Raw genomic sequence first — 18,578 nt, 5'->3', positions numbered from 1 at the left:
TCAGCAAATATAGGTCTAGTTTAAGTGATATTGAAGCGTACAGTTACGTACTACTTAAGTATGACACCTTTACTTCTCACGTAACATATAGTATGATGATTTCAATAAATTAGATTTCAATGACTATAATATAAATTAATGAGAGGTGCTTTTTGTGAGTGCGGTAGGTACTAAATAGGAAAAATTTAATGAAATAAGTCAGATAAGAACAGGGGATTTTTATGTATACCATACCCCTAACTTTGTCATGGATTTATTTCGATACCTATGAAGATACCTACAATACTTTATAAAGCGTGTAATAAGGGACTGCCATCTATTTTTTTATGGCTTATTTCCTCATATGTTATTACACATGCCTTGTAAATGTAAAAGCTGCGGTATCCCCGCAGCTTTTTTGTATATATTTTTAATGTATAAAAATGGTAATTGAATAATGTAGAACTCATTGGAATCTAATGAGTAGGTATCTTCATTTATGATAAAAATCAATCATAGTGAGGAGAAACAAAATGAATACGATGACTTTTGAAAAGTTACAATATAACGAATTAAAGGATATAGTGAAATCTTATTGTGTAAGTGGATTAGGTAAGGAATTATTAAACAAATTAGAGCCGAGTACGAGTCTAAAAGTAGTGAGAAATCGCTTGAATGAAACGACAGAAGCACGAGCTATATTAGATGCAGAGGGGCATGTTCCTTTCTTCGGCATTTCTAATATTGCTAGTACAATTCAAAAATTAGAAAAAGGGATGATTTTAGATCCAGAAGAATTAGTAAGTGTTTCAGACTTTTTACGTGGATGTAGAAAGATTAAAAAGTTTATGTTAGATAAAGAATTTTTTGCACCAGTATTAGCTTCTTATGCAAATTCAATGACTGAATATAAAAGTATTGAAGAGGAAATTAACTTTTCAATTAAAGGAAATAGTATTGATGTAGCTGCAAGTAAAGAGTTAAAGCGAATTCGAAATAATATTGATTCTGTAGATGGGAAAATAAAAGAACGTTTAATGAAATTTTTAAATAGTAGTGCAAATAAGAAATTCATTCAGGAATTCTTTATTAGTAAAAAGGATGACCGTTATACGATTCCAATTAAATCTTCCTATAAAAATCAAGTTGCTGGAAGTATTATTGAAGCCTCGGCAAAAGGCTCTACTGTATTTATAGAACCGCATACGGTTACGAAATTGAATGCAGAATTAGCAGGTTTGAAAGCAGAAGAAGCGGTTGAAGAGTATCAGATTTTAGCGACGTTATCAGGAATGGTGTTAGAAAACATTTATAGTATAAAGATTAACATGGAGCTAATTAGTCAGTATGATATGGTATTTGCGAAGGCAAAGTTTAGTAAAACGACTGATGGAATAGAGCCGAAGTTAAATGATCATGGCTACATTCATTTAGTGAATTGTAAGCATCCGCTTTTAACAGGGCAAGTTGTACCGTTACATTTTAAAATTGGTCAAGAGTATCGTAGTTTAATTATTACAGGGCCGAATGCGGGCGGAAAGACAATTGTGTTAAAAACGATTGGATTGTTAACATTAGCTACAATGTCAGGCCTTCATATTGCAGGAGATAGAGGTACAGAAATCGCTATTTTCGAAAATGTATTCGTAGATATTGGTGATAATCAAAGTATTGAAAATGCATTAAGTACATTTTCGTCTCATATGAAAAATCTTTCTGAGATTATGAGGATGTCAAATAATAATACGTTGCTATTATTTGATGAAATTGGGAGCGGTACAGAACCGAATGAAGGTGCAGCACTTGCAATTTCTATTTTAGAAGAATTGTACCTTGCGGGATGTATTACCGTTGCGAGTACGCATTACGGAGAAATTAAACGATTCTCAGAAATGCACGATGACTTTATGAATGCAGCGATGCAATTTAATAGTGAAACGTTAGAGCCGCTTTATAAATTAGTTATCGGAAAATCAGGGGAAAGTAATGCACTTTGGATTGCGAATAAAATGAGCGTAAAAGAACATGTACTGAAAAGAGCGAAAGAGTACATGGGAAATAAAGAGTACGCTTTAGAAAAAGTGAATGAAAGTAAAATTAGAAAACCGAAATTTGTACAAGAAAAAAGAGAATCTCATTATGAGTACAAAATCGGCGATCGTGTGAATTTATTGGATTATGATGATTTTGGTATCATCTATAAGGAAAAAGATAATTTTTATAACGTTGTTGTATATTATAACGGTGAATTCGTTGAAGTAAATGTAAAACGTATTACTTTAGAAGTAGCAGCGAAGGAGTTATATCCAGAAGGATACGATTTAAATACACTATTTGTTGATTATAAAGAAAGAAAAATGCAACACGATATTGAGCGCGGATCGAAAAAAGCACTGCGTAAAATTCAAAAAGAAATAAGAAAGAATAGAGGATAAGTTAAAATGGTAACGATTAGACAAGAACAAAAAAATGATTATAGAAAAACAGAAGAAGTCGTAAAAGAAGCATTTTTACTTGAAGAATTTAGTGATAAAACAGAACATGAACTTGTAAAACGTATTAGAGAATGTGACGCGTTTGTTCCGGAGTTATCAATTGTTGCGGTAGATGAAGATATAGTTGGTCACATTATGTTATCGAAAATTACAATAGAACAAGATGGAACTTCTGTAGAATCGTTAGCACTTGCGCCAGTTTCAGTTGCTAGGGGCCATCAGAAGAAAGGAATTGGCGGAAAACTGATCACGGCTGCTTTAGAAAAAGCGAAAGAACTTGGATACGGATCAGTTGTAGTATTAGGACATCCAGAGTACTACCCGAAATTTGGTTTTAAGAAAGCAAGTGAGTGGAATGTAAAAGCACCGTTTGAAGTGCCTGAAGAAGTGTTTATGGCGATGGAGCTAAGAGAGAACGCTCTCCAAGGTGTAGAAGGAGTTGTTCAGTATTCGAGTGCTTTTGCTGAGTAGGAGTAACGGTTAAGAAATGTAATCATAAAAGATGCTATCTTTTTGTATGGATATACAGAAAGATAGCTTTTTTTATTAAGCGGATCTACTGACGTATATTTTGCTCAATGAATAATTGAGGTGGTAAAATTGAGATAGAAACGTAAAGGGAGAGAATAGAATGAATAAGCGAGAAACAGATAGCAATGAGAATGCAGTTACGTTATATGTTACAAGACACGGTAAAACAATATTAAATACGAATCATCGCGCGCAAGGTTGGGCTGATTCTCCATTAGTAGAAAAAGGTGTTGAAGTTGCCACAAATTTAGGAACAGGATTAAAAGATATTCATTTTATGAATGCGTATAGTAGTGATAGTGGCCGAGCGATTGAAACTGCTAATTTAGTATTAAAATATAGTGAGCAATCAAAATTAAAACTTGAGCAAAGAAAAGATTTGCGAGAATTAAATTTCGGTATTTTTGAAGGTGAAAAACTTGAGAATATGTGGGATGTGGTTGGAAAAGCTGCAGGCGTTCCATCACCAGAAGAACTTATGAAGTTTTCTATTCAAGAAGTGATTAATCTTATTAGAGTAGCAGATCCTACAAAACAGGCGGAAGATTGGGAATTATTTTCTACTCGTATAAAAGCTGAGATAGATAAAATTAGTGAAGAAGCTGCTGAAAATGGTGGCGGTAACGTTTTAGTTGTCGTTCATGGGCTTTTGATTACTACCTTAATAGAAATGTTAGACAGTAGCAAAACAAAACTTGGGGTGGAAAATGCTAGTGTGACGAAGATTGTATACCAAGATGGAACATATACAGTCGAGTCGGTTGGAGATATGAGTTATGTTGCAAAAGGGAAAGAAAGTGTGGAAATATAATTAAATCTCCAAGAGATATAAGAAAAGGAAGGTAGAGAAATCTAGCTTCCTTTTCTTATTGGAACGATTATGGAATTAATAAAATCTTCCCTGTACTTTTTCTGCTCTCTAATAATTTATGTGCAAGAGCACCATCTTGTAAGGAGAATGTAGTAGGGCACTCAATGTTTAATTTGCCAGTTGCGATCCAATCGAATAATTGAGTAGATCGTTTTTTACGTTCTTCATAAGTGGTAAGAACGTTCCAAAGGTCTCCGCCAGTTAAAGTTTTTGAAGTATCCATAAGCATACGTGGATCAACTGGCGCAGGATTACCACCAGCCATTCCGTAAAATACGACAGTACCGCCAATTTTAGTAGCGTTAAAACTGTCCTCTAATGTAGAACCTACTGATTCATATACAACATTTACTCCAGTTCCATTAGTCATTTCAAGTACTTTCGTATGCCATTCTTCGTTATATAAAAATACGTGATCGGCACCAGCTAATGTAGCTATCTTTGCTTTCTCTTTTGATGACGTTAAACCAATTACTTTTCCGCCATATAGTTTAATCATTTGAACAAGAAGTTGACCGACGCCACCAGCTGCAGCGTGTACTAAAGCTATATCACTTTGTTTTAGTTGATAGCTATCTTGCGTTAAATAATGTGCAGTTAATCCTTGTAATAAGACAGAAGCGGCTGTTTCAAAAGAAATAGAATCTGGTAGTGGGATTACTTTTTCAGATGGAACGGCAACTAGTTCTGCATTTGCAAATGGGACGTCCGCAAATGCAATACGGTCTCCTAGGTTGATAGTAGTAACGTCAGCTCCTACTTTTTCAACAATTCCAGCTCCTTCATAACCTAATACATAAGGCGGATTGCCAGCAAGATGATAATCGCCGCGGCGTCTATAAATATCAGCGAAGTTTAATCCGATTGCTTTCGTGCGGACTAGAATTTCATTTGGATTTATGATTGGATCATGTATTTCTTTATATTGTAGTACATCTGGATTTCCAAACTGTTCGAAACAAAGTGCTTTCATATGGAATCCCTCCATTTGTATTGTTTGTCGATGCTCTTTATCATACAATACAAATATCAATAGGCAAAGAGGATTATTTTGATGAAATCAATCGGAAATATCGATTGAAAAGAGGGATGATAAATGGAGATAAAACAATTAATTACATTTAAAGTAGCAGCAGACACTTTGAATTTTACACAAACTGCAAAGAAATTAAATTTTGCCCAATCAAGCGTAACGGCACAAATTAAAACGTTAGAAGCTGAGCTTGGTACACCGTTATTTGAAAGATTAGGAAAACGCCTTTTCTTAACTGAAGCAGGAAGAAAGTTTCAACTATATGCGGACAAGATAATCGCACTTAGTAAAGAAGCAAAGACGGCCGTGAAAGATGATGAGGAAATAGCAGGTACGTTAATAATTGGTGCACAAGAAAGTCAATGTACATACAGACTGCCTTCTATATTAAAGAGGTTTAAAGCACAATTTCCTCAAATAAAACTTATATTTAAACCAGCACATTCCAATAAAGATGCAAAGGAACAATTGATGGAGGGGAAAGTAGATCTTGCATTTATTTTGGACGAATGTAAAACAGAAGATGTTTTACATGTGGAACCACTTATGAAAGAAGAATTAAAAGTAGTAGCTGCTCCTACGCATCGTTTACTTGAAAAACTTTCAGTTTCTATAAAAGATTTAGAGAGTGAAACACTTCTACTAACAGAATTAGGCTGCTCGTATCGGACTTTATTTGAAGAACTATTTCGTATAGAAGATGTGTATCCAGCAAATAAAATTGAGTTCGTTAGTGTCGAGGCAATTAAACAATGTGTTATTGCAGATTTAGGTATAGCTGTTCTACCAGCGATAGTAGTAGAAAAAGATATAAGAGAAGGGACAATAAAAGAGTTACATTTAGAAAATGCAATTTCATCGATTTATACACAAATTGCTTGGCATAAAGATAAATGGATGACAGCACCACTGCAGCAATTTATTGATGTAACAAGGGAGTTTTTTACAACGGATTAAGTGGAGAAATATTTATTTTATATAAAAGAAAAAATGGCAATTTTGTATAAAGAACCGATGCTTGAATATAACAAGTATCGGTTCTTTTATGTTTTAAATATAGAATGCTATAAAATGTGTATTTCTCAACTTTTTTCTTACAAGGATAAGTAAAATTCTTCGTATATTCCAATAATCATCAGGGAATTTACAACGTTTATTCGTTTCTGTAAGATGCCTCTAGGAAGAGTGAAAGGAGGGCTTACATAGCAGTATAGCTTGTCTTTAGTATACGTACTTATTGTGAGGGGGAATTTAAAATGTTTAAAAAGTTAATGAAAGTATGTGTGTTAAGTGCGGCAAGTATAGGTGTATTATTTAGTTTTCAAGGAAGTACATTTGCAGCTACTGATTTAAGTAGTTATTATGACGGGAAAAATCCAGCAACAACGAAAGTATACGGGGGAAGTACAACATGTGATGCAGATGGATTTAATGCAAAGTCTACAGCAGTTTATGAAGGTAGTAAAAAAGTGGGGACAGTGTATTTACGTTACAGTAATAAATGTCATGCAGCATGGGCTAAGTTTGTGTTAGATCAACCAGCACCAGCTGTTTCGGGAGGAGTGTACGCGTACGCTGTTGTAAATAAATACAAAAATGATATATTCCAAAAATCAGTTACTTCTAATCAGGGGAACGGCACAATAAAAACAGGTCAAACGAGCACTTATACAGGAATGGTATTTGATTTAACTGCTGATTTCGGATACACAGCAGATGCTGAAGCAGTTACGTTTAATAACGGTTACGGGAAAACAGCACGTTACTAATAAAGGAGTGAAATTATATGAAACTTTTAAAAAAGACGAGTGCATGTTTATTGCTATCTTTACTCGTTGTAACTAGTATGTTTAGCACGATTAATAGCGATAAAGCATATGCAGAAGATCATTCATATGATGGGAAAAGTCCTTATTATAATAGTTGTGATCAATCCGCAGTAACGAAAGAGAAGAAATGGATAGATTCAAATTCTTATGTAGAATTAAAATTTAGCACGACGTGTAAGACGGCTTGGGCGAAAGTTACTGTAACTCGTCCAGCAGTTTATAATAACGAAGCTGATGCAAGGGTTGTTAGAAAAACAGATGGAAAGGCATATACTTGCGGAAGTGCTGGAGGAAATGGTGTTGTAAATAAAGGACAAACATCATGCTATACGCCAATGGTATATGACTTGGATCCAAGAAAAGCGCAAGCACAGGGGAAACATGCCATTCCGAATAGCGATGCTTATAATTATGCGGAGACTATTTGGTATTGATGAGGATATGGAGATTGTAAGGTAGAGTATTTTAAGAGCATGTTTAGATTGGATTTCAAAACATGCTCGATTTGTATTCATTCTAATTTTTTCGGTAATCATAAACCATTGAATTAACTAAGGTCAGTATCAGGAGGAGTATATCCAAGGTACCTAGCCATCGATACAATTTGTCCTTTATGATGAAACTCATGAGTCTCCGTATGAGTTAAAAGCCATAGCGGAGTTGTGCTCCAAGGTTCTTTTTGCCACTTTACTTCATTTGCTATATTTTCGAGCCAACGGTCATTGTATTCATCTAAAAAACGTTGTACAGTCTCATCTACTAACTTAAATCTAGCACGGACTTTTTCCACATCTGCATGCTCAATTTCGTAATCGCTAGCAAATGAAAAATCTGCTCTTTTTTGCTTGAATGCGAATGATCCAAGCCAGTATCGGTAGCAATCGGCTACATGAATATGAGTCTTTATAATGCTACCGCTTCCGAAATTAGGAACTGTGCTATGTAATGTTTCTACGGGGATTTCTTCCAAAAACGAAAATAGAGTTTCTCTTGTAGAGCTAATAAGATTATATTGTTGTTTTAAAATATGTAACATGCAAGTACACTCCTCTTTTATTTACATAGTAAGTAATTCTATATTTACGAGGAGTGAACCTTTTTATTATTTTTAATAAGCATATTAGATGTATTTCTTATTTGTTTCTGATAGATTAAACAAGGTGAAACGTTAATAAGTTGAACATTCTTAGTTCATAATAAATTGTACATGAAGAAGGGAAACGATTAAATGAATAGACTAGTGGGTTTAAAACAATTTGAAATAACGCGCGGGGCGTTACTTAAATTTATGGAAACGTTAGATGATAAAACTGCGGATACGCAGCCAGAGGGTTTTAACAATACAATTCGTTGGCATATCGGTCACGTGTTAACAGCAGCAGAAGTTTTCATGTTTGGAAAAGAATTCAAACAATTACCAACTGAATATCCAGGTATGTTTGGGTATGGATCACGACCATCTAAATGGAAAACAGAAGGACCATCGTTAGAAGTATTAACGGCTCAATTAAAAGAACAAGCAAAACGTATTAACGAAATTCCAGCAGAAGCATTTGAAAATAAACTGCCAGAGCCATTCCTAGGATTGGAAACAGTAGGGGAGCTTTACGGTATGATGCTTTATCATGAAGCTGATCATATTGGGCAAATGAAAGCGATGGAACGTATTATTAAAGCTCTTTAGTCTTAATTGCATATAACAAGCAATACAGTTGTAATGTTAAATAATATATACAAAAAAGGTAGATAAATTATTATCTACCTTTTTTGTATAACTTCTTGAAGGATTAGGGATTATCATCGTGGTGCTGATGAAGAAGGATTAGAGAATTTTATAATTTTTTAGGTTGTGATTATTAATTGTAGTATTCCTAAATATGGAATATAAGTATAATGATAGAGAAGAACTAGAAATAGGGGTGAATACTATGATTACATTAGAGCAAAAGTTAGAGCAATATAAACATACATATGTACAGTTAAAGGGAGAACTAAAATGGAAAACGAGTGATTCTCGAACAGGAATGATGATTGCTGCTATGTATGCAGGTAGTGATAAATTGTTTGATCTCGGACGTTTTTTAGAAATTAGTAGTTATATTAAGAATCAGGTAGGGATGTTTTCATACTTAAAGTCTTATCATCGTTTTGTAGTGGCCGCAACATTAGATATTCACTTTACAGATTACAAGGAAGCTTTTCGGACGTTTTTAGATTTATATGAACAATTGGTCACTGGTGGCTTTAGCCGGAGTATATTTACTTATCTCGCAGCAGCTGTGCTTTTAACAGAAGAAAATGAACAGCATGGCGCGCACATTCAGCGTTCGATGCAAGTATATAAACGCATGAAAAAGGATCACCTCTTTCTTACAAGTACAAATGATTATCCGCTCGCAGTTTTATTAGCAGGACAATCAGAGAATGTAGAAACACTTATGGATCGTGTAGAACGTCTGTATCAGAAACTAGCGAAAGCTGGTTTGCGTAAAGGGAATGATCTTCAGTTTTTAAGTCATATTCTTTCACTAAAGAAGGATGTCCGTGAAGAAATGTTAGTTGCAACATGTACAAACATATGGAATTTGTTAAAACAAGAAAAGGTAAAAGTGAAACAGATGCATTATCCAGCAATTGGGCTACTAGCGTTACTTGAAGATGGAGAAAAAGAGATTTATGCTATTAAAGCGTTGATTGAAAAACTGCAGGGGGAGAAATTATTCCGTTGGCATGCAGATGCGAATATTCTTATTGCTATTCAACTGTTCGTAAGTCAGAAAGGTGAGGAAAGTAAAGCTACCAACACAGGTTTACAAACTATGATAGAAGTCCTCATACAAGCACAACAAGCAGCTATGATGGCAACGATTGCCGCTTCATCTGCAGCAACATCTTCTGCTAGTAGTAGCTCATAATATGTAACTACTTTAATAAGGAAGGTAAAAAAGCCCATCACTTTCTAATGAGTGATGGGCTAAATATTTTTACATAATCAGCATTATTTTTTCGACTCTTTCAAATGTTTGAGTTGTGTAACAATCATAATGCTAATAACAACGAGTAAAAACCATGAACTAATTTTGTTTAAGTGAACGAGATTCCACGCTTCCCGTTGATTTGGATATTGCCATGCTCCGAAAAATGTTGCGATGTTCTCTGCAATCCAAATAAAGAACCCAATAAGGAAAAAGGAGAGAACGAGTGGCATTTTATATGTAACGCCTCGTAATGAAAATTCTACAAATGTCCGAAAGAAAACGATGAATAAAAGTACAGTTAATACCCATCTAAAGTCATATAGAAAATGATGTGTGAAAAAATTAAAGTAAATCATAGCGCCTAGCGGTATAGCAAAAATAGCCCTCGGCCAATGGTACATTTGTAAATGTAATCTTCTCCACGCTTGGCATATGTAACTGGCAACACTTGCATACATAAAGCCACTGTAAAGTGGAACTCCAAAAACTTTTGAATATGCCTCTTCTGGATAACTCCATGAACCGAAATGTACTTTATATATTTCTAGTAAAAGCCCGATAAGGTGAAAAACAGTAATTACTTTTAGTTCATCTTTCGTCTCAAGTCCAGTCTTATACATAATCCACTGCATAAGAAGACATACGATGAGTATGAAATCATAGCGGTATAACCCTGGGATGGAAATGATTTTTGATAGGGCTAGTGTTAAGAAAATAACGACTGGGAATAAACAGGATAATGCTTGCTCGTAAGTGAAATGTAATAGTTGTTTTATATATAACATTGTATCTCCTTTTTGTTAGAAAAATCAAAATAATTACTAAGTATACTACAATTTAAAAAATAAACCAGCAGTCTATTTTGCATGTATTTGTAAGTTTTAGAAAGGAATTGTAATAAGTATTTTAATATTTAACAAATTAAAAAAATAGTTTGCTATTTTAAAAAAGTGAGGATATAATTTCTAAATAAAAATGATAATTATTATCAATAAATAGTATAAAATAAAAATAATTATAAAAAACAACTGAATATAAAGGATGAAATGAAACATGTTACATAAGTCTGCTGTATATGCTGGCAATAAGCACATGAAACATATTAAGTTCATATGTTTCATGTGCTTATCAATTTTATGTTTAATCGGATCTATATTTTTAGCTATTGCATTCGGTGCAAAGGATATCCATTTGCAAACCGTATGGACAGCGGTTTTTGATTATAATCCGAAATTAACGCAGCACCAAATTATATATGAATTAAGGCTCCCAAGGGTAATTGGAGCAGCAGTTGTAGGAGCAGCTTTTGCGGTCGCTGGGGCTGTTATGCAAGGAGTAACACGAAATCCTTTAGCTGATGCAGGTGTGCTTGGCATAAATGCAGGTGCGATGTTTGTAGTAGCACTTAGTTTTGCCTTTTTTCCGCATATGCCATATTCCTATTTAATGATTGTCTCTTTTATTGGAGCGGTTTTAAGTACAGTACTCATTTTTATTATCGGATCGGCCACATCAGGCGGATTAACACGAATGAGGTTAACGATTGCTGGAGCGGTTATGGCAGCGCTTTTACATTCATTAAGTTCAGGTGTTGCGATTTATTATGATTTAAGCCAAGATTTAGCGTTTTGGTATGCTGGTGGTGTTGCAGGGGTTAAGTGGGAACACTTGAAATTTTTAGTCCCTATTATTCTTATAACGATTATTTTTGCGACAATGCTAGGGAGATCTATTTCACTCATATCAATGGGAGATGATGTTGCTACAAATTTAGGAGTGAAAACGAACCGAACGAGAATACTAGGGATGATTATAGTAGTCATTCTTGCAGGTGTATCTGTTTCAGCTGTTGGTTCTATCGGATTTGTAGGACTCGTTATTCCGCATATTGCTAGAAAATTAGTTGGTGTTAATTATCGACTCATTATTCCTATGTCAGCATTATTAGGTGCTATGTTATTAGTTTTAGCTGACCTAGGAGCAAGAGCAGTAAACCCTCCTAAAGAACTTGCGATAGGAATTATGGTAGCTCTTGTTGGAGTTCCGTTCTTCCTCTATATAGCACGTAAAGTTGGGAGGGAGCTATAAGTGAAGGGCCTTATTAACACAGATAAAAAAAGAGCCATTACTGTAACTACAATATTCGGTTGTATTGGTATCGCTGTCATTTTACTTAGCTTAAATACAGGGACACTTAGTATTGCACCGCTCAAAGTAATTCAAACGCTTTTCGGTTATGGTGATTTTGAAAGTGCAACCGTGCTATACGATTATCGTATGCCAAGAATTATAATCACAATGTTAGCTGGTATTGGCCTTGGGATTTCCGGTGCGATTTTACAAGGATTATCACGTAACGCACTTGCAGACCCTGGTATTTTAGGATTGCATTCAGGTGCATCTTTCGGGCTAATTATATTTGTTACTTTCTTTCATTCTATTAATGAGAATGCATCGATTTTAATACCGTTATTTACATTTGGTGGGGGAATACTAGCTGCATTTTTAATTATTATACTTGCGAGTGATCGATCAAAAGGTTTACTTCCTATTAGACTTATTCTAGTTGGTATTGCTGTTTCAGCTGGATTTAGTGCGATTTCGTTATTTTTCTCTCTCAAGTTAAATGATGAGACATATACATTCGCTTCCAGATGGTTAGTTGGTAACGTGTGGGGAAGGGATTGGATTCATGTCCTTGCATTATTACCTTGGATTTTCATACTAACCCCGTATGCATGGCTAAAATCTAAAACGTTAAATGCATTGTCACTAGGTGATAGTGTGGCAGCAGGACTTGGTGTTTCTGTTCAAAAAGAACGGTTACTACTTTTAGCTACAGCGGTTGGATTATCTTGCGCGAGTGTATCGATGGCAGGAGGAATTGGTTTTATCGGTTTAGTTGCTCCGCATATTGCAAGAAAGTTAGTAGGTACTACGTATCAACATTTTCTTCCTTTAGCTGGCATTATCGGAATGATTATTTTAGTGCTAGCAGATACGATAGGTCGTTCTATATTTGAGCCAAACTCTATTCCAGCTGGTGTAGTAGTGGCAGCTTTAGGAGCACCGTATTTTCTTTATTTACTTACAAAAACAAAATAAATACTTCAAAGAGGAGAACATATGAAAAAGAAACTTACTATTTTATTTAGCATGATGTGTATTTTAGTATTAGCAGCATGTGGTCAAACGAAAGCTAATGAAGAGGCAACGAAAAAAACGGAAAAAAGTAATGACCCAAAAATTGCTTCAATGTCTATTCATTTAACAAATGATTTACTTGCATTAGGAATTACACCAGTAGGTTCTGTTATTGGGGGAGATTTAAAAGATTTCTTACCGCACGCTAAAGAGAAGTTGAAAGATACGAAGAAGCTTGGTGTTGTAACAGATCCGAATATGGAAGCGTTACTTCAATTAAAGCCAACTGACATTTATGTTGATGAAAAATATGCTGGTAAAGATGTAGCGAAATACGAAAAAATTGCAAAAACACATTCTTTCAATTTAGATGAAGGTACGTGGAGAGATCATTTAAAACAAGTTGGTAAACTTGTAAACCGTGAGAAAGAAGCAGATAAATATATTCAAGATTACGAAGAGCAATCAAAACGAGTAAAAGGTTTAATAGATAAAGAGCTAGGTAATAACGAAAAAGTAATGGCAATTCGCGTTACTGCAAAAGAATTGCGTGTATTTAGTACGAAAAGACCGATGGGACCAATTTTATTCCAAGACTTAGGGTTACAGCCTGCAAATGGTGTAGAGAAAATTGATGGAAACCGCCCTTTCGAAGTCATTTCACAAGAAGTATTACCTGACTTTGATGCAGATGCGATTTTCGTTGTTGTAAATAGAGATGATAAAGCAAAAGCAGCATTTAAACAACTTCAAGAAACGCCAATTTGGAAAGACTTAAAAGCAGTTAAAGGCAAGCACGTATACATTATCAATGATCAACCATGGCTGGACTATTCTGCTTTAGGAAACAAAATGGCAATGGATGAAGCGGAGAAAATGTTTACGAAATAATATAGTTTTGCTATTAGGAAAGGCCCTCTAAATTTGGAGGGCCTTTCTATTATTGTTAGAATAAATAAAAAATTATACAATGAAGTTAATTCAATATGGAGGAGATGTGCCAATGTCAGCGCTTATTGTAAGTATCCCATTTATGAAACAGTTTATGGAATAAGGGGATAAATAGTCTAAAATAAGTATCCCCGTTATTTAAAAGGGGGAGTTTGAAATGACAATGAATCTTTTTCGAAATAAAACGATTAAATTATCAGCTATGAGAGAAATAGATGCTGAAGTAATGGCTATGTGGCAAGAAGATAGTGAGTATTTAAGACATGTTGATACAGATGTAGCATTCCCGCAATCTTTAAATGAAATAGCAAGTGATGGGCTATTAAAAGGACGGAGATCGAATAGTGTTTCTTTCATGGTAAGGACAGTTCAAGAAGATCGCTTAATTGGTTTTGTGGCGATTCATGGTATAGAGTGGAATAACGGAACAGGTTTATTAGCTATTGGTATAGGAGATGCGAATGATAGAGGAAAGGGATATGGGAAAGAAGCAATACATCTTATTCTAAAGTATGCTTTCTATGAATTGAATTTACACCGCATCGGTCTTGATGTTATTTCGTATAATAAACTTGCCATTGCATTGTATAAAAAGATGGGTTTTCAGATGGAAGGCTGTATGAGAGAAGCGGTTCAAAGAGATGGGAATTGTTTTGACCGTATGATTATGGGGATATTGCGGGATGAATGGATAGAGCTGCAAGGTTAGAAAGTACATTCGAAATTATATATGTAGTATGCAGGAGATATAATGGTAATTGGCGAAAATTTACAGTGTATTGATTGAACTTATAAGGAGTCATGTGAGATGAACTTAGAAAAAGAAAAGCCAGTAAATGAAGAGGTCGCCGAATTAAAAGAACTAATTAAAGAGTTACACGGAAGTGTGCACCAACTTCAAAGTGAAGTACAGCAACTAAGGCACGAAAGACCAGTTGTTGAAGTACGAAAGGGTGTTCAACTATCACCAGCAATCGTTGGACAAATTGGTGGTATGATATTAGGTGGGTTAGCAATTATCGGTATATTTTGGTGATGAAAAAAGGTTTGCAGCACGGATGCTGCAAACCTTTTGTATTTGACGATATAATTTCATGCAATACAACTTTTACATTAAATAACGTAAATATATATAAGCATGTGATAACAAGAGTGCAACAATAGTTAATGGTAAACCAATTTTTAAGAAGTCCATATAAGAGAAGCCATGTCCTTCACGTTTTGCAATACCAGCAACGACTACGTTTGCAGATGCTCCGATTAGCGTTCCATTTCCTCCTAAGCAAGCTCCAAGTGATAACGCCCACCATAGTACTTCGATTTGCGGAGAGTCGACAGATAGTCCGAGTCCTGTAGCTAAGTCTTGAATAAGCGGGATCATCGTTGCGACAAATGGGATGTTGTCGATTGTCGCAGATGCGATGCCAGATACCCATAAAATAAGTATAGCTGCGAATCCGATGTCACCGTTTGTTACGTCGAGTACTTCTTTTGCAAGTGAAGAGATAAGTCCGATATCAATTAACCCGCCAACGAGAACGAATAGTCCGGCGAAGAAGAAAATGGTTACCCATTCAACGTGGGCAAATACATCTTCAATATCATGTTCTTTCACGCCGGTTAACATAAGAAGTGTAGCGCCTGTCATCGCGATAACAGCAGCGTCTACATGAATAATCGAATGAAGTACGAAGCCTAAAATAGTTAGTCCTAAAATCGAAATGGATTTTAAAAGGAGGCTTTGATCTTTAATGTAATCTTTTTCGTTTAATGCCATTAGTTTTTCGATTTGTTCAGATGTTGTTTTTAGTTTGTTACGATACATGAAGTAAATAATGCCAAGTGTCACAATAGAAATAATAATTACGATTGGAGCTAAGTTAAGTAAAAAGGCGTTAAAATCTAAATGTTTGTTTGCTGATCCAATCATAATATTAGGTGGATCACCGATTAATGTTGCTGTTCCACCTATATTTGAAAATAGCACTTCTGAAATCAAATAAGGCACAGGATTTACTTTTAAAATACGTGTAATGGATAATGTAACAGGAACGATTAATAAAACGGTTGTTACATTGTCCAAAAATGCTGATCCGACAGCGGTTAATAGGGATAGTAATAATAAAATGCGAATCGGTTTTCCACCAGCTGCTTTTGCCGCTTTAATGGCCACAAATTCAAATACGCCTGATTGACTCGTAATATGTACGAGAATCATCATCCCGATTAAAAGGGTGATCGTTTCCCATTGAATATGTGATGTGAAAGCGGTATGTAAATCTACAACTCCAAAAATAATCATAATAGCAGCACCGAATAGTGCGATTACAGCACGATTCAATTTTTCAGAAATAATAAATCCGTACGTGATTAAAAATACGGCAATTGCAAAATAATATTGCCAATTTGCTACTTCATGTGCTGATTGTTCCAATCATGTCACCTTCTTTAAAGTATGTATTCAATTGTCGAAATGTATCTCGCTGCAATAATGCGGGATAAAATATATTGTAGCAAATTCAAAAAAGAAAGAAAACTATTTAACGAAGTGAAGGAAAAAATGTATTTTTTACATATCATATAAAAAATATAAAAAACGCAGTGCAAATTATTAGGAAAAGTGAGCGTTGTCCTCTAATATAGAGATAGCAATTTACATTATTTTTGCGTAAAATGGTTTAAAGAGGTGAATTCCGATGGAAATAGTAAAAGATAGTTCTCTTATTCAAAATGAAATTGAACGTTTTGTAAATAAAGATGTATATATTCATTTAGAAACGACAAACGGAGCATATGCATCACACATAAATGAAAAGATGATGACAGTTGGTGCTTTCATTCGAAATGCGATTATCCGTTTTGAACGCGGGAAGATAACTGGAACAAATCCATACCGAGTTGGTCTGAAAATGGATCACGGTTGGGTATATGCTGAAGGTATTACGCACTGGGAAGTAGACGATCAAGAGCGTTTATTATTAGCTGGACATGATAATTTAGGTCGTCTAGCAGTTGCACTTGAGTTAAGCTTAACACCATTTAAGTAAGAAGGAGGGAAACTTATGGAGAGACATGTACTTGTTGTATTTCCGCATCCAGATGATGAAGCATATGCTGCGGGAGGAACAATTCGCTTATTAACAGATCAAGGAGTACCTGTAACATATGCATGTGGTACTCTAGGACAAATGGGACGTAACATGGGTAAGAATGTATTCGCTAACCGTGAAACGATTCCACATATCCGTGAGAAAGAATTGAAAGATGCTTGTGAAGCGATGGGCATTAAAGATTTAAGAATGCTTGGCTTCCATGATAAAACGTTAGAGTTTGAAGATGTTGATTTTGTTGCTGACAAAATTGAAGCAATCATTCAAGAAGTAAATCCATCTCGAATTATTACATTTTACCCAGAGCACGGTGTACATCCAGATCATAATGCATTTGGCCGCGCTGTCGTTCGCGCTGTATCACGTATGCCAAAAGAAGAGCGCCCAGTTATTCATGCTGTTGCGATTACGAAAAATCGTGAGGCAGTATTAGGAGAACCGGATGTTGTAAATAACATTAGTGAAGTATTTGATCATAAATTAACTGCACTAGGTGCGCACCGTTCACAAACAGAAGCAATGCTTGAAGACACGCATGCAAAAATAAAAAATAAAGATGCAGCAACATTAAAATGGCTGCAACTTGAACAGTTTTGGACTTATAAATGGGAGTAGGCTAGAAGGATACCTTCTAGTTGCTCTTACATAGAAAAAGCGCCGTCACTTGTGATGGCGCTTTTTCTTGTTGAAGACTATATATTTCTTAGGGGGCTTCAAAATTTTAAAATTAACGTGCAGTATAGCCTCCATCAACAAGAAGTGTTGTACCGTTAACAAAACTAGCATCATCACTTGCTAAAAATAAGACAGCTTTAGCGACTTCTTCTGGTGTTCCAAGTCGGCCTTGCGGATGAAGTGAAGCTAAATATTCTTTCTGTTGAGGATTAACACTACCAAGTAAAGGGGTGTCAATATAACCAGGGCACACCGCATTAATACGTATTCCATATTTAGCGTAGGCAGTACATAAATTTTGAGTTAATAGTTTCACGCCACCTTTTGCAGAGGAGTATGCTGTTGGGGTAGGTAATGAAACAAAACTATGAATCGAACCAGCGTTAACGATGACACCACCTGTACCTTGTTTAAGAAATTGTTCAATCGAATATTTATCAGAAAGGAATACCCCAGATAAATTAATATCAATAGTTTTTTTCCATTTTTCATAGGATAATTCGTTTGCTGGTGCATCATCAGCAACGCCGGCATTGGCATACATAATATCTAATTTACCGTATGTACTTACAGTCTCATGAATTAGCTGTTTAATATCTGCTTCTTTTGTTACATCGGTTTTAATAAATAACGTATTATATCCATGTGCATTCAATTCATCTGATAGGTCTTTTCCACGTTCAGAAAAGTCAGCAATAACTACTTTTGCACCTTCTTCGATAAAAAGACGAACGGTAGATTCGCCAATTCCACTTGCACCACCAGTTATGATTGCTACTTTGTCTTTTAATTTCATATAAACCTCTCCATTCATCAATGAATTTAAGTCGAATTTTTAAATTTTGTTATTAAACTATCAACCTTAAATAGTAAGTAGATAGAAGAAAAAGCTCGCGTTTACTTAATCGTAAAAGCCCGATTGGTGAGGGCTAATAATCAGTGAGGGATGAACAAAACCCCCACTGATTAAAGTTTTACTTTA

Annotated in this window: 20 protein-coding genes; 15 read left to right on the top strand and 5 right to left on the bottom strand. The window is 35.1% G+C overall.

Annotated features, from left to right (window positions below):
- The first annotated feature begins 512 nt into the window (after nucleotides 1-512).
- From CN409_RS21615 to CN409_RS21605, 3 genes are all read left to right on the top strand, one after another.
- Complete coding sequence (locus CN409_RS21615; protein ID WP_097981039.1) at nucleotides 513-2,414, top strand: endonuclease MutS2; 1,902 nt, start codon at nucleotides 513-515, stop codon at nucleotides 2,412-2,414.
- Nucleotides 2,415-2,420: 6 nt separating this feature from the next.
- A complete protein-coding gene (locus CN409_RS21610) occupies nucleotides 2,421-2,945 on the top strand; it encodes a GNAT family N-acetyltransferase (RefSeq protein ID WP_000256473.1) in 525 nt (174 codons plus the stop codon).
- Between the two features lie 160 nt (nucleotides 2,946-3,105).
- Entirely contained in the window at nucleotides 3,106-3,816 is a 711-nt protein-coding gene (locus CN409_RS21605; RefSeq protein ID WP_001042047.1) for a histidine phosphatase family protein, read from the top strand.
- Nucleotides 3,817-3,883: 67 nt separating this feature from the next.
- Here CN409_RS21605 and CN409_RS21600 read toward each other — a convergent pair whose 3' ends face one another.
- Nucleotides 3,884-4,849 carry a quinone oxidoreductase family protein gene (locus CN409_RS21600; protein WP_000645236.1) on the bottom strand — a complete coding sequence of 322 codons (966 nt, stop codon included), beginning with the start codon at nucleotides 4,847-4,849 and terminating at the stop codon, nucleotides 3,884-3,886.
- Between the two features lie 123 nt (nucleotides 4,850-4,972).
- Here CN409_RS21600 and CN409_RS21595 point away from each other — a divergent pair, with 123 nt between their 5' ends.
- From CN409_RS21595 to CN409_RS21585, 3 genes are all read left to right on the top strand, one after another.
- A complete protein-coding gene (locus tag CN409_RS21595) occupies nucleotides 4,973-5,866 on the top strand; it encodes a LysR family transcriptional regulator (protein ID WP_097981037.1) in 894 nt (297 codons plus the stop codon).
- A gap of 299 nt (nucleotides 5,867-6,165) precedes the next feature.
- Nucleotides 6,166-6,678, top strand: coding sequence for a YjfA family protein (locus tag CN409_RS21590; RefSeq protein ID WP_097981036.1), 513 nt, complete (start codon nucleotides 6,166-6,168; stop codon nucleotides 6,676-6,678).
- A 17-nt stretch (nucleotides 6,679-6,695) separates the two neighbouring features.
- Complete coding sequence (locus CN409_RS21585; protein ID WP_000771161.1) at nucleotides 6,696-7,172, top strand: DUF2690 domain-containing protein; 477 nt, start codon at nucleotides 6,696-6,698, stop codon at nucleotides 7,170-7,172.
- Between the two features lie 113 nt (nucleotides 7,173-7,285).
- Here CN409_RS21585 and CN409_RS21580 read toward each other — a convergent pair whose 3' ends face one another.
- The gene (locus tag CN409_RS21580) at nucleotides 7,286-7,774 is read right to left on the bottom strand and encodes a DinB family protein (protein WP_000902413.1); all 489 of its coding nucleotides are present in this window, start codon (nucleotides 7,772-7,774) and stop codon (nucleotides 7,286-7,288) included.
- Between the two features lie 192 nt (nucleotides 7,775-7,966).
- On the opposite strand from CN409_RS21580, the gene CN409_RS21575 reads away from it, so the two are divergent.
- Together CN409_RS21575 and CN409_RS21570 are read left to right on the top strand one after the other, a co-directional pair.
- Entirely contained in the window at nucleotides 7,967-8,422 is a 456-nt protein-coding gene (locus CN409_RS21575; protein ID WP_001081119.1) for a DinB family protein, read from the top strand.
- A gap of 193 nt (nucleotides 8,423-8,615) precedes the next feature.
- A complete protein-coding gene (locus tag CN409_RS21570; protein ID WP_141527731.1) occupies nucleotides 8,616-9,653 on the top strand; it encodes a DUF4003 domain-containing protein in 1,038 nt (345 codons plus the stop codon).
- An 83-nt stretch (nucleotides 9,654-9,736) separates the two neighbouring features.
- On the opposite strand, the gene CN409_RS21565 is transcribed toward CN409_RS21570, so the two are convergent.
- Nucleotides 9,737-10,501 (bottom strand): DUF817 domain-containing protein, encoded by a 765-nt coding sequence (locus CN409_RS21565; RefSeq protein ID WP_097981033.1) that lies wholly within the window; start codon nucleotides 10,499-10,501, stop codon nucleotides 9,737-9,739.
- A 268-nt stretch (nucleotides 10,502-10,769) separates the two neighbouring features.
- Here CN409_RS21565 and CN409_RS21560 point away from each other — a divergent pair, with 268 nt between their 5' ends.
- From CN409_RS21560 to CN409_RS21540, 5 genes are all read left to right on the top strand, one after another.
- The gene (locus tag CN409_RS21560) at nucleotides 10,770-11,804 is read left to right on the top strand and encodes a FecCD family ABC transporter permease (RefSeq protein WP_097981031.1); all 1,035 of its coding nucleotides are present in this window, start codon (nucleotides 10,770-10,772) and stop codon (nucleotides 11,802-11,804) included.
- Entirely contained in the window at nucleotides 11,805-12,821 is a 1,017-nt protein-coding gene (locus tag CN409_RS21555; protein ID WP_000677264.1) for a FecCD family ABC transporter permease, read from the top strand.
- Between the two features lie 21 nt (nucleotides 12,822-12,842).
- Nucleotides 12,843-13,751: an iron-hydroxamate ABC transporter substrate-binding protein gene (locus tag CN409_RS21550; protein WP_000728216.1), complete on the top strand. Its 909-nt coding sequence runs from the start codon at nucleotides 12,843-12,845 to the stop codon at nucleotides 13,749-13,751.
- A gap of 217 nt (nucleotides 13,752-13,968) precedes the next feature.
- A complete protein-coding gene (locus CN409_RS21545; protein ID WP_086397775.1) occupies nucleotides 13,969-14,520 on the top strand; it encodes a GNAT family N-acetyltransferase in 552 nt (183 codons plus the stop codon).
- Nucleotides 14,521-14,619: 99 nt separating this feature from the next.
- Nucleotides 14,620-14,847 (top strand): coiled-coil domain-containing protein, encoded by a 228-nt coding sequence (locus CN409_RS21540; RefSeq protein WP_017763453.1) that lies wholly within the window; start codon nucleotides 14,620-14,622, stop codon nucleotides 14,845-14,847.
- 72 nt (nucleotides 14,848-14,919) lie between these two features.
- Here CN409_RS21540 and CN409_RS21535 read toward each other — a convergent pair whose 3' ends face one another.
- Complete coding sequence (locus CN409_RS21535) at nucleotides 14,920-16,245, bottom strand: ArsB/NhaD family transporter (protein WP_000437996.1); 1,326 nt, start codon at nucleotides 16,243-16,245, stop codon at nucleotides 14,920-14,922.
- A 262-nt stretch (nucleotides 16,246-16,507) separates the two neighbouring features.
- Between CN409_RS21535 and CN409_RS21530 the strand changes: the two genes are divergently transcribed.
- Both CN409_RS21530 and bshB2 read left to right on the top strand, forming a co-directional pair.
- Nucleotides 16,508-16,858, top strand: a complete 351-nt coding sequence (locus tag CN409_RS21530) for a YojF family protein (RefSeq protein WP_000407045.1) — start codon at nucleotides 16,508-16,510, stop codon at nucleotides 16,856-16,858.
- Between the two features lie 15 nt (nucleotides 16,859-16,873).
- Nucleotides 16,874-17,536: a bacillithiol biosynthesis deacetylase BshB2 gene (gene bshB2, locus CN409_RS21525; RefSeq protein ID WP_000439480.1), complete on the top strand. Its 663-nt coding sequence runs from the start codon at nucleotides 16,874-16,876 to the stop codon at nucleotides 17,534-17,536.
- 112 nt (nucleotides 17,537-17,648) lie between these two features.
- Here bshB2 and CN409_RS21520 read toward each other — a convergent pair whose 3' ends face one another.
- On the bottom strand, nucleotides 17,649-18,392 hold the full coding sequence (locus CN409_RS21520) for an SDR family NAD(P)-dependent oxidoreductase (protein WP_017763451.1): 744 nt from the start codon (nucleotides 18,390-18,392) through the stop codon (nucleotides 17,649-17,651).
- Nucleotides 18,393-18,578 lie beyond the last annotated feature (186 nt).

Source organism: Bacillus sp. AFS012607, assembly GCF_002558005.1.
Lineage (GTDB): Bacteria > Bacillota > Bacilli > Bacillales > Bacillaceae_G > Bacillus_A > Bacillus_A thuringiensis_S.
This window is presented reverse-complemented; position numbering and strand designations above follow the sequence as displayed.